Consider the following 12,516-nt stretch of genomic DNA (forward strand, 5'->3'; position numbering starts at 1 on the left):
AACAATCCGCTCGACTTGCATGTATTAGGCACGCCGCCAGCGTTCGTCCTGAGCCAGGATCAAACTCTCCATTAAGGTACAATATTCACCAAGCGCCGAGGCTCTTGATGCTAGTGTACATATTGTAAGCTTGTCTAAAGCTCAAAAATGCAAAACAACTGGCATTCAATTATCATTTGTTCAGTTTTCAAAGAGCTTTCATTACTCAAAAAAATAACTATTGAGTAACTATTATTTTGTCATTTGTTTACCGTGACAAGAATTTATCTTATCAGAAACAACCGACGAATGCAACTTTTTTTTATTACTTATTTTGCATTCCTTTATCGCTTCAATCACACTAGCCTCGCAGCGACAAAAAGTAATGTACCACAAACGCCTTACTAAATGCAACTACTTTTTTGAATTTTATTTCTTCACTCTCTGTTGCCGATCACTAATGGTATTCTAGCGCCGAATTCCAGCTATTGCTTATGATGCTGCTTTCGGGAAAAATCATACCTGTGTTGTATAAATAAAGTGCTTTAGATAGGTCAAACCGCAGCACCCTGATAAACTGCACAGATGACTACCTTAAGAATGCTTCTTATACAAAGAAACGGAGAAAGGTCCTTTCTCAGAAGGACTCCCTCCGCTGTCTTTTTACGGTATTCGCTATCACAAAAACTAAGCTTCGCCCAGCATTTCTAATAACTCCTGTTCATTATCTATCACACGAATGCCAAGATCCTGAGCCTTGGTCAGCTTGCTTCCTGCGCTTTCTCCGGCGATCACGATATCGGTTTTTTTGGATACACTGCCTGTAATTTTGGCACCCAATGCTTCCAGCTTTTTGCCCATCTCATCGCGTCCCATTATAGAAAGCGTACCAGTCAGTACGATGGTTTTACCAAAAAACGGGTTGTCAGCATTCATAATTACTGGCGCTTCTTCACTTACAGGTGTCACTCCAGCCTGAAGAAGCCGATCGATACTCCGCTGCATAAGGGGGTCGCGGAAGAAGCTAACAATACTATCAGCCATAATACCGCCAATATCGTACAAGGCAACCAGTTCCTCGGGAGTAGCAGCCATCAGTTTGTGCAGATCTCGATAATGGTCGGCCAGCACACGGGTTGTTGTTTTGCCTGTATTCGGAATTCCGAGCGCATACAGGAAAGATGCGAGATCGCACTGTTTACTTTTTTCAAGTGAGGCAAGCAGGTTTTTGGCTTTCTTATCACCAAATCGCTCCAGCTTGATCAAATCTTCAAAGGTCAGGTCATACAGATCGGCAGGATCCTTGACGTTCAGCTCCGCGTACAGCTGCTCTGCTGTCATGATACTGAAGGTTTCTATGTCCATCGCGTCACGCGAAGCAAAATGCGTAATACGCCCAATCAGCTGCGGACGGCATTCCACACGGTTCAAGCAAAACAAATGAGCTCCCTTCAATTCCAGAACGGAACCACAGGATGGACAGCTGACAGGCGCTACGATCTCTTCCCCATCCATCTCCTCAGTAACCTTGCCCAGCAGCTCAGGGATCACATCATTGGAACGGCGAATAAACACTTGGCTGCCCAAAGCATGCTTAAGTCCCTTGCGTTCTATGTCTCCGACATTATTCAAAGTACAGTTTTGTACGGTGACTCCAGCGATATCAACGGGCTCTACTTTGGCTACAGGAGTTATTTTGCCAGTGCGACCAACCTCCCAGGACACGGACAACAGCGTTGTAATGGCTTCCTCCGCTTCAAACTTGTAGGCGATCGCCCAGCGTGGAAACTTATCGGTATAGCCCAACACTTCGCGTGTGCGGGTATCATTGATTTTGATCACGATTCCGTCGATCAGGAAGTCATAGGTATGGCGCATGGCTGTTATGCTGTCCAGTTCGCCTGCTGCGGCTTCTATAGAATCGAACACCTGTACCAATGGGCTGACCTTGAAGCGATTGTTACGCAAAAATTCAACCATCGCTTCATGGTTCTCAAAGCGGAGTCCATCTGTATAACCAACCTGGTAAAAATAGGCGTTAAGCTTGCGGCTGTCTGTCACCTTTGGATTCAGGTTGCGCAGAGCACCTGCCGCGGCGTTCCGGGCATTTTTCAATGGTTCTATCGCTGTCTTGTTGTATTCCTCCAGTACGGACAGGTTCATAATCCCTTCGCCCTGAACCTCGATAATTCCGTCACGGTATGGAATTTCTGATGGTATGGAACGAATTGTTTTGACCTGCGCCAGAATCCCCTCACCAATGACGCCATTACCGCGCGTTGAAGCCTGAACCAACTCACCATGATCATAGGTTAAATTCAACGTCAGTCCGTCAAACTTTAACTCCATGACAAAGCTAAGCGGCGGCAGCGGATCCTCGTCATTCTGATCGTTGTATTCATTGACCAGCTTGGAGGCCCTTGTGTACCAGATCATTAGTTCGTCTTTATTTTGTGCCTTATCCAGACTCCACAAACGCGATTTGTGCCGATGCGGGTCAAAACCCTTTAATATCTGGTCTCCTACGCGTTGAGTAGGCGAATTGGGCAGGGTAATGCCCGTAGCCTTTTCCATTGCGACCAAACGGTCGTAGAGCAAGTCGTAATCTGCATCACTGATGCTCGGTTGATCCATGGTGTAATAGAGGTGGTTGTGGCTGTAGATTTCTTCAATGAGAGCTTTCATCGTCTCCATAGAATCTGTCATATAAGTAAAACCATCCTTTCAAGGTTCGACTATGTAAAAATCGGCGCCTCATTGTTGCGAAGCGCCTTGATGTAGAAACTTTTATTCATTATACCTGGTAATTGGTGCAAACTTGGCAAGGAGACGCTTCAAACCCGTAGGTGCAGGAAAAGCAATCTGCAGTTCTGTATCATCACCTGAACCTTTGATCGTCACGACTGTGCCAATTCCCCATTTACCATGTGCTACCTTGTCGCCTGTTTTGTAATCAGTCACCTGAGCACCACTGCCCGCTCCCGTTTGATCACCCGGAGTGGCTGAACGAACCGTAACGCCGGAAGAAGGGCTGCCTGTTCCTGTGCGGAAAGTAACGCTTTTACCTGCTCCAGGGGCGGCCGCTCCGCCACCATAACTGCTGCTTGAGGAACCGAAGCCTCCGCCAGTGCTTCCATAACGGCCTTCTTTATTCCCCCAGGAGGGACTGCTTGAACGACCACCAATTACACCAGCAGGCGCCGCCATTTCCAGCAATTCCTCAGGAATCTCTTTGAGAAAACGTGAGGGTGCATTCATATTGGTCCGTCCGAACAATGTACGCATTCTGGCACACGTTAAGAACAGCTCCTGCTCAGCCCGAGTAATACCCACATAAGCAAGTCTGCGCTCCTCCTCCAGCTCCTCATAATCGTTAGCCGCACGGCTATGAGGGAAGACCCCTTCTTCCATACCAACAATAAACACAACAGGGAATTCCAGTCCCTTGGCACTGTGCATGGTCATGAGTACGACGGCATTGCCGGAATCGGCTTTTTCCTCCTCAGTTTCGTTCATTGTATCGATGTCGGCAATTAAGGCGAGGTCCGTCAGAAAAGCAATCAGGGTTTTATCTTCATTGCGCTTTTCGAATTCCATGGTTACGGATAAAAACTCATCGATATTTTCCAGCCTTGCGGTGGATTCGATTGTTTTTTCACGCTGCAGCTCGATTCGGTACTGAGTCAGTTCGAGCAGCTTTTCTGTAAGCTCAGTCACAGATAAATAATCAACCATCCGGTGCATGTTATCTATCATTTCGCGAAAATCGGTTAACGCATGTTTGGCTTTGGCACCTATTTCCATGCCATCAATATCCTCCAGCTGTGCAAACAAGGAAATCCCCCGGCGAGCTGCTGCTTCCGTCAATCGTTCTACAGTCGTGTCCCCGATACCACGCTTGGGCACATTAACAACACGGACAAAGGAAATATCATCATTCGGATTGGAAATTAACCGCAAATAGGCGAGAATATCTTTGATTTCTTTACGATCATAGAACTTGATGCCGCCGATGATCTGATAAGGTATATCGGATTTAATCAGTATTTCCTCAATGACCCGCGATTGTGCATTGGTACGGTATAAAATCGCATGATCCTGATATCTTTTGCCCTTATCCACACGTTTCTTGACTTCACTTGTAATGAAGTAGCCTTCCTCATGCTCAGAATCAGCCTGATAAAAACGGATTAGGGCACCACCGTCCTTGCTCGTCCACAGATTCTTCGCTTTGCGACCTGCATTGTTTGCAATCACTTTATTGGCCGCATTCAGTATGTTCGAGGTGGAACGATAATTTTGCTCAAGCAGAATCGTTGTGGCATTCGGATAATCGTTCTCAAAGTTCATAATATTGCTAATATCGGCACCACGCCACCGATAAATCGATTGGTCACTGTCACCTACAACACAAATACGCTTATGCTTGTCCGCCAGCATTAAACAAAGCATATACTGCGCTTTGTTCGTATCCTGATATTCATCCACGTGAATATATTGAAATTTATTTTGATAAAAATCAAGTACATCCGGCTCTTCCTTGAACAGTTGGATCGTTACCATTATCAAATCGTCGAAATCGAGCGAGTTGTTATGCTTAAGCTTTTTTTGATACAGCTTGTATACCTTGGCCACGACACCGTCAAAATAATCGCCGATTGCGTTTTCGACCATTTCTGGTGTTTTCAATTCATTTTTGAAAGCTCCCATTGCAGCCTGAACCGCTTTGGGCTCGAACTTTTTGGGATCAAAGTTAAGTTCCTTCATGCATGCTTTAATAACAGACAGTTGGTCGCCGGAATCCAGAATCGTGAAATTGGACGTAAATCCAATTCGGGAAATATCCTTGCGCAGCATCCGCACACACATCGAGTGGAACGTCGATACCCAAATATCACGACCACCAGGACCTACCAGCTTGCTGACGCGATCCTGCATTTCACGGGCCGCTTTGTTCGTAAACGTAAGGGCAAGAATGCTCCATGGAGCCGCCTTGCGAGTTGCAATTAAATAAGCAATCCGGTGCGTCAGCACACGGGTCTTGCCGCTACCGGCTCCAGCCATTATCAGAAGAGGTCCATCAACCGTCTCAACGGCTTGCTTTTGCGGGGGGTTCAAGGTTTGTATCGAAGCAAAAACATCAATCGTTTCATTCATTTCGTATCTACTCCTTTATTACGGCTAGCTACTGCTGTTAACGGTCTTTAACCGCCTGTACGGTAGCCAGTGCCTGTTCAAATGCATCATACACCGCGTTGCCTACAACTATGGTATCCGCAGCCTTAGCGGCCTCATGGGCCCGATCCGGGCCATCAATTCCCCCGCCGTAGAACAACCGTGCATGTTTAATAACCTCACGTGCTTTAGACACAAGCCTCATATCGCCGAACATTCCACTGTACTCCATATATACAATTGGGCACCGGAACAGCTGATCTGCCATTCGCGCATAAGCCTCTACATCTTTGACATCCAAATCAGTGTCGGCTTGTGTAACCTGTGCAGCCGTTGATTCCTTATTCATCATAATGTAGCCTTCCGTCACAACCTGCTTCCAATCCAGCAGTGCACCGTATTCACGCAGAGCCTGATGATGATGCCCAACAATCCAATTCGTATCCCGGGTATTCAAAACAATAGGAATAAAAAATAAATCAAAGCCAGGTACAATCGCTTCCTGAGTGGAAATTTCCAGTACACAAGGCACTTCGTATCTGCGAATTCGCGCCAGTAGATCGACTGTGTTATCAAAGGTAACACCTGAAGAACCGCCTACCAAGATGCCATCTGTTCCGGACAAGCACAAACGATCCAGCTGTTCGTCCGACAGCTCCCGATCCGGGTCCAGCTTGAAAGTATGCTTCCACTGCTTCATATCTACTAGCAAAAGGCCGTGCCCCCTAAGCATTCGTTCTATAATTAGCTGCGCTATCATACTCGATTATGACGCTATAAAAATTAGTCTATGCTACACAACCACAGGTGTCAAATGGCTATTACCGGATCACCAACTGATCCCAGGCCATCCTGAAGACTACTCATGCTGCGATAAAAATTACATTGAGAGGTGAACATGATAGGAAAAGAAATCGAAGCATATACGCAAAAAGAGTAAGCGATAAGTGTGATATACATTTCATTATACAGGAGCGATCATATGTTCTCAACGAAAAAAAGACCCCGCTAGCTCATAGCCGGAGTCTGCCTTGTTATTAAGTAAATTACAATATATATTTGCCGCTCGAATCGTTTGTCCGATTGGCCGTTGGCTGCGACGTTGATCCCTGTGAGGAGCTGTCACCTTCCTGATTATCTGTCCAATTAAAGCTATTGCCCCCGCGTGTGGCTTCATGACTCTCAGAGCCTGCAAACTTGGCGCTGGAAGCTCCTGTGACCGAGGAAGCGGTTGAATAAGAAGTCTGGTTCTGCCCGTAGCCAGACCCGCTGCTTTGCGTTGGGTTCATGCCCGAATTGGAACCCATATTCGAGTACCCGGACGAATAACCTTGTCCATAGCTACTTGGACCAGAAGAGTTATTCGCCCCCTGAGATCCGTAAGAACCTTGATTCCCTTGATTGCCCGAATATGCGGAATTGGACGGGTACGAGTAGGCCTGCGTCTGTTGGTAAGGCTGATAGGATTGATAGGCCTGCTGCTCTACTTGATGCTGGTATAAGCCAGCCCCAGAAGTATTTGCTTGCTGCAAGGCTTGCTGTACATTGGAGTGCAGCTGCTCAACCTTACTGCTTTGCTGCTGCAGCTGCTGCTGGACTTCTTGCTGCGGGGCCATTTGGACCGATCCATAGCCGTTCATTTGTGAAAGCACACCGAACAGTTGGGTTTGATCCTGCATCGTTTCATTCGCAAGCTTTTGAAAGGTTTGACATAGAACTGGATTGACCGCTTCCAAAGCCGCTGTCGTATACTCGCGCGCGCACCGCTTCAGCTCGGATAATAACAGGTTACCCCAATCCAGTTCCTCCAGTACATTACCCTGTTGATTTTGTTGGCCTTGCTGATTTTGTTGAGCTTGTTGTCCTTGTTGATTAAATGCCTGTTGGTTCCCATAGTTTGATTGATACATTGAGTCTAACACCTCCTATCGGTTTAGTGGGTCAAATTCGTTTGCTGCTGCAGGGCACTCAGCAATTGGTCGGAATGATTGAGGCGGTCTTGAGCGATCTGCATAAATTGCTGCTTCAGCTGCGGCGTAAAAGCTTCAGTAGCTGCTTGTGCAGCCAATTTGGCCAGCAAGTCCTCGTTTTTCAAGCAATCTGTTACGTATAGCAGCTCCTTGGTGCTAATCTTTCCAGCCCCGGATTGTTGTTGGTTGTTCTGCTGTTGTGTGTACACAGGCATTCCCTCCTTTCATAGGTTACAAAAGGTAGGTTGTCCAGTATGTGGAAATGTTATGTATGTCTATTTAAAAAGTAGTCACCCCCAGCCACTCCTGTAATCGGTACATCCACTCTTTGATCCACACAGTCTTGTCCTTGAAGGCTTCATAGTCCAATGTATAAGGAGCACCTTCGTTGTTCCACAGTCGATTAAAGTATTGACGAAGCTGAAGGGCCAGCTTGCTGTCTCCAGGAGCGTTAATCCCCAGGTTGGTCTCCAAATTCAAATCATCGAGATTACGTTCCGTGAAATTGGCCGAGCCGTTATTGACCATAATTCGATTGGTTTTATCAATAAATAGCAGCTTGGTATGGTACTGCTCGTTCGTGCCATTATACCAACGAATTTGGATTCGATTGTCTGAAGCGTTCAATAGCTCTTGGGCAACAGGTCGATTGGGTACTCCGATTTTATCTCGACCAAAAGCATTCTGGTTCGAGTCCAGGATGAGACGAAGCTCAGCTCCGCGTTTGGATGCTTCAATCATTGCCTTGATTACCTGGCGATCTGCCAAATAAAACATCCCCATCCATACCTGATCACCAGCTCCCGCTTCAGACAACGACTGTATTACATGCTTGTAAATTTTCCCTTCGGTCAACAACTGAACTTCAATGTCACCCACCTCCAGGCCATTAGGCTTGTACTGAGGAAAAGGAATCTCTTTCCCCCCGCTCGAAAAAGTGATTACAGCCTGTTCGCTTGCCAAGGCATCCCCGATGATATCCCCACGAACTAAAAAGGCAGAGTTGGAATTATAGGCACTGGCATCATGGGCGTTGGCTGATGGAACTATGAGTGCTCGTTCCGTAGCAATTATCTTTCGGTGGTTTGCTTTGACGTTGATAAGCTTCAAATAGGAACGCAGCGACATGGAAGGTGCTGTATCCACCATTGGGTTCGGCAGCCAGCCCTTGCCAGTTTGACCAAACCATTGAACGAATGTGCGCCAGACGGCTGAATAGGCAGGGATTGAATCACGCAGCGGATTAACATCACTGATCACAACTTCTATCCCCCCTGACTTTAATCGTGCCAGCTCTGGAGGCATAGCAGAACCATACATCGTATTGACCTCATCCGTGATAAAAATAATCGGCATCGTAGGATGTCGCTTTTTCTGCTCAAGCAGCTTCTCGGTCATCAAACCGCTAAGAGGCGTATATAAGGTCCCCTCCTTGTAGTAGCTGTTAAATAAAAACATATCGATCACAATAAACTGCTCCGCTTCGTCTATAACCTGGAACACCCTATCAAAAATCATCGTTTCCTGCACGGGCAGCACTGGGTTTTTGTAGGTCAGGTCGTAGAGAAACTCCACATCCTTGACATAATGCACAGGACCTTCCATAGAAAGGCCCGGAGGAAGCGGTTTATGTGTCTGATAAATCATGACGATGGTTAGCCATAGAATGAGTACACAAAGAAGAATAAGATACAACCTTCGTTTATTACGTATTCTCCGGGGTCTTGGTGGAACTGGCTCCGAGGAGGCGATGTTCAGATCATGATGAGTAGTTGATTGCTGCTGGCTATTGTCCGCTTCCATCGAGCCTCTCTCCTTCAGTTATGATACTTTTCTAAAATATTGAGCTCCACCGATCAGGAGGGCAGTATTCATACTTACATACCTTTCTAAGCAGCCTTCTGAAACATACGCAAATCCTTGATAACAAAAGCAAGTCCTCTTTCAGTCGGTCTGCCAGACGCATACAAAAAGCAAAGTTTCATTTCCAGAAGAGCGGGTAAATACATAGTGCAACGAGCGTTACAAAGCACAACAAGGTATTCAAAGGTATTCAAATGCAGCGTATTGGATACAGGCTAGGAGACCCTCTAGTAGGAGCTTAAGCAATGAAGTGAACGGGTTTAACCGATTCAGCAACCATAATCCAGGGAGGTAATAATCATGAATAACGAAAAGAAAATTGTTGGTGTTTTCAAGTCGGAGCAGGAAGCTGTGAAAGCGATCGAATCTTTGAAACGTCAGGGCTATACATCGGACGATATTTCAATTATTGCCAGAAATAAGGATGATATTGCTGCTGTAACGGATCAAACCGGAACAAAAGCTCCAGAAGGCCTGGCGACTGGTGCGGCTACTGGAGGTTTGTTAGGCGGAGCTGCTGGCTTGCTGGCAGGTCTTGGATTGCTGGCTATTCCGGGAATCGGACCGATTCTTGCAGCAGGTCCTATAGCAGCTACACTTACAGGTGCAGCCGTGGGAGCAGGAGCAGGAGGACTGGTTGGCGGATTAATCGGTTTGGGCATTCCTGAGGATGAGGCTCGACAGTATAACAATTATGTCGATGAGGGCAATATCCTCGTGCTGGTCGATTCTGATGCAAATCGTGATAACTATACGTACGACACGTTCCGTGAAAATAATTCATTGAACTCCAATACTTATGATCGATCCATGAACACGACAGGCAATCGATACAATTAACTGTAAGCCTGAGGTTACTATTCATAGTTTCAACTCAAAGACTGTACTCATCTATTGGGTACAGTTTTTGGGTTGAGCATGTATACACAGCTTGATCCTGTTTCCAGCAGAGTAATTCTTTAATCGAACAAGCTTGAGGTAAGCAGAAAGAACCCGTATACGGCCCTGATGGGCGATACGGGTTCTATTCAGGTCTCTATTTGGAATCGTCAGGATTCCTTTCACTGATTATTGGGCCGCTTTGGGCTGCTCTGCCGTTGGCTGCCCCTCTGTCTGTGCTGGAGGGGCTGGCGGATTGCCTTTGTCTGCGAGCTCCTGAATGGAAGCCGCTGGAATGGCATAAGCCCACTCGCTGCCTTCCTTACTGAACCATACGGTGTCCTGCTGCTGCTTGCCAAGATAGACCTCCGTGGTTTCCTTCTTCGCTGCATCGACCAGCTTGACCTCTACACGAAGCTCAGGCGCATCCAGCTTGATCTCTGCCGTGCGTTTGGCCGATTGCTCAGTACTGAGCATCTGCAGCTTGTCGATAACCTGGGTCGCATCTGCAGCCTTCAGCGTCTGTTCACCAAGCTTCCAGTCGGACTCGTACGATTTTTTGTCAGCATCGACCTTGGTCAAGATCCATTTCTGTCCTTTCCAATCCACAGTCATGGCTCGCAGCTGCTCATAATCAAGTTTAACCGGATTTTTATCCATAAAGTCGATTTGGCTCAGGGTAAGCGGCTGTGTCTTCGTATCACTGAGCTGGAATACCTCCGGTGAGCCGCTGAACATCGCATAATGGAAACCTTGAATGGCTACCGGGTCACCTACACTAAGCGTATGGACAGTACCATTTTGCAGCGTGACTTTGAACTGCTGCGATGGCTTGGCAAGTCCAAATGGCGCCAAATCGGCCGCATTTGCATCTACTGTTTTATCTTTGCTGAGGGAAATGAAAGATTCAACCCAACCATCCGCGCTAAACTTATCGAGTGGCAGAGGGGATGGCTTCGTCATCGTCCAATTCCCGTCTTTACGCTGCATTTCAATCTCGTTATCGCCATTTTTTATTGAATAACTCGCTACTTCGTCCTTATTAATTGTGGCAAGTGCTACTGATGGTTCCGGCTTCTCCTTGAAAAAATCCTTGCTCTGGGCATACCAGAAGCCACCAATACACAGGATCACAAGTATAAGTGTCGGAATGAGTCGCTTCATCCTTTTCTCCTCCTCAACCAAATCGTTCCGCCAACGACCAGGAAGAGTAACGGGAATGCAAATAAAGTACCGTACAAAATCGTATTCGCCTGACTTCCTGTAATCAGTGCTTGCTGCAGTGCATCACCTTCACGAGGACGAATCGTTACTTGATCCTTCTGCTCCTGCAGCCAGCCTACGCTGTTCAGTGCAAAATCACGATTGCCCTGCTGCTGAAGGACCTCATCAACGAAGAACGAGGAACCGCCCAGTACGACAGCTTTAGGCTTCTGCTCCTTCGTTTCAACAACGTATCCCAGATTAAGCGGGCCCTTAATGTCCTTATCGTCCTTGGCCGTACGGTTGCTCATGAGCTGAACGATATCGGTTTCCCCATAAGCCGCATCCGTCGTCTTAAGAATCGCCGTAACTGGAAAATCAGCTACAGGTTGGTCCGCATTGATCGATACAGCCAAATTCATCATCGTTAACAAATTGTAATCCTGCAGCTTCTTGGTAATTGCATGGAAGCCATATTCAGGTATGATCGTGAGTGGATCGTACAACTGGCTCTGCTTCGGTTCAATCGCTATCGCATGCTGATCCTTGATTCCGTATTGGGCTAGCAGGCCATCGATATTTTTCCATTGGGTTGCCATATCTTTATTGAAGCCGAGTGCGATATACAGCTTGCCCTTGCCCTTCAAGTATTCATTGATAACGCTTGTTTCTTTATCGCTGATATCCGTTGTCGGACCGATAACGAACAGTACCTCGGCGTCGTCAGGAATTTTGCCTTCACGCAGTAAATTCAGATCAGCCAGCTCATAATTCTCGCCTTCCAGTCCAGTCTTCCACAAATTCATTTTATTAAGCGGAATTTCATTGTGACCTGACAAGAAATAAATTTTGCTTTTGGTTTTGGCGTTCAAATTAACCAGCGCTTGAGTCAGCTTCTCTTCTCCGCTAAATTTATACTCACCCTGCTGCTGTCCAGGCAGAAACATGTCGGAATAATACAAGATTTTCTTCTGTGTACCGCTTTCCAACACGAGTGTTCCTCCCGGATCAACGTCGTACTGCTTGGCCATTGCTGGCTGCTTTACGATATCGTAATCATCGGAGACGATTTTGGCATTGCGTTTCTTGTATTCCTGAATCAGCTCATCCACCTGGCGTTTGATATACGGATTGGTCTGGTCACTCGTCAAGGTGATGAAATGAACGTCATTATCAAGTGATTTTAACGTTTCCGTCGTTTTATCGGACAGGGTGAACTTTTTGTTTTGCGTTAAATCAACCTGCAAATTTTTCGTGGAGTTGAGAAAAATAGTCAGGATGATGAAAATACCAATTACCGCAAGCGATAATACGACGGCATTCGTACCGCGAATCCACTTATTCACTTAGACTTTCCCCCTTCGAGTTTCGCTTTTGCGAAACTGACTTCGTAAGCATGGACTTCGAGTTTCGCTTTAACGAAACTAACTTCGTAAGCATGAACTGA

At 46.6% G+C, this 12,516-nt stretch carries 9 protein-coding genes and 1 rRNA gene; 1 reads left to right on the plus strand and 9 read right to left on the minus strand.

Translation table 11 applies throughout. The features are described 5' to 3' along the window. The 7 genes from BK127_RS20760 to BK127_RS20790 form a co-directional block, all read right to left on the minus strand. Positions 1 to 75: ribosomal RNA gene (locus tag BK127_RS20760) — 16S ribosomal RNA — on the minus strand; the annotation flags it as partial. Positions 76 to 666: 591 nt separating this feature from the next. Continuing rightward, positions 667 to 2,685: an NAD-dependent DNA ligase LigA gene (ligA, locus tag BK127_RS20765; protein ID WP_076233437.1), complete on the minus strand. Its 2,019-nt coding sequence runs from the start codon at positions 2,683 to 2,685 to the stop codon at positions 667 to 669. A gap of 81 nt (positions 2,686 to 2,766) precedes the next feature. After that, positions 2,767 to 5,136, minus strand: a complete 2,370-nt coding sequence (gene pcrA, locus BK127_RS20770; RefSeq protein WP_076233438.1) for a DNA helicase PcrA — start codon at positions 5,134 to 5,136, stop codon at positions 2,767 to 2,769. Between the two features lie 37 nt (positions 5,137 to 5,173). Further along, positions 5,174 to 5,854, minus strand: a complete 681-nt coding sequence (gene pcrB / locus BK127_RS20775) for a heptaprenylglyceryl phosphate synthase (protein ID WP_179097561.1) — start codon at positions 5,852 to 5,854, stop codon at positions 5,174 to 5,176. Between the two features lie 346 nt (positions 5,855 to 6,200). Beyond that, on the minus strand, positions 6,201 to 7,064 hold the full coding sequence (locus tag BK127_RS20780) for a spore coat protein (protein WP_076233440.1): 864 nt from the start codon (positions 7,062 to 7,064) through the stop codon (positions 6,201 to 6,203). A 23-nt stretch (positions 7,065 to 7,087) separates the two neighbouring features. Next, positions 7,088 to 7,333 carry a spore coat protein gene (locus tag BK127_RS20785; protein ID WP_076233441.1) on the minus strand — a complete coding sequence of 82 codons (246 nt, stop codon included), beginning with the start codon at positions 7,331 to 7,333 and terminating at the stop codon, positions 7,088 to 7,090. A gap of 70 nt (positions 7,334 to 7,403) precedes the next feature. Further along, positions 7,404 to 8,927 carry a phospholipase D family protein gene (locus BK127_RS20790; protein WP_083689446.1) on the minus strand — a complete coding sequence of 508 codons (1,524 nt, stop codon included), beginning with the start codon at positions 8,925 to 8,927 and terminating at the stop codon, positions 7,404 to 7,406. A 360-nt stretch (positions 8,928 to 9,287) separates the two neighbouring features. Between BK127_RS20790 and BK127_RS20795 the strand changes: the two genes are divergently transcribed. Beyond that, complete coding sequence (locus BK127_RS20795; RefSeq protein ID WP_076233442.1) at positions 9,288 to 9,827, plus strand: general stress protein; 540 nt, start codon at positions 9,288 to 9,290, stop codon at positions 9,825 to 9,827. A 228-nt stretch (positions 9,828 to 10,055) separates the two neighbouring features. On the opposite strand, the gene BK127_RS20800 is transcribed toward BK127_RS20795, so the two are convergent. Next, positions 10,056 to 11,030 (minus strand): DUF4340 domain-containing protein, encoded by a 975-nt coding sequence (locus BK127_RS20800; RefSeq protein ID WP_076233443.1) that lies wholly within the window; start codon positions 11,028 to 11,030, stop codon positions 10,056 to 10,058. Continuing rightward, positions 11,027 to 12,415, minus strand: coding sequence for a GldG family protein (locus BK127_RS20805; RefSeq protein WP_076233444.1), 1,389 nt, complete (start codon positions 12,413 to 12,415; stop codon positions 11,027 to 11,029). The genes BK127_RS20800 and BK127_RS20805 overlap by 4 nt, the downstream gene beginning before the upstream one ends. Between the last annotated feature and the right edge of the window lie 101 nt (positions 12,416 to 12,516).

The sequence above is a fragment of the Paenibacillus sp. FSL H7-0331 genome (assembly GCF_001956045.1).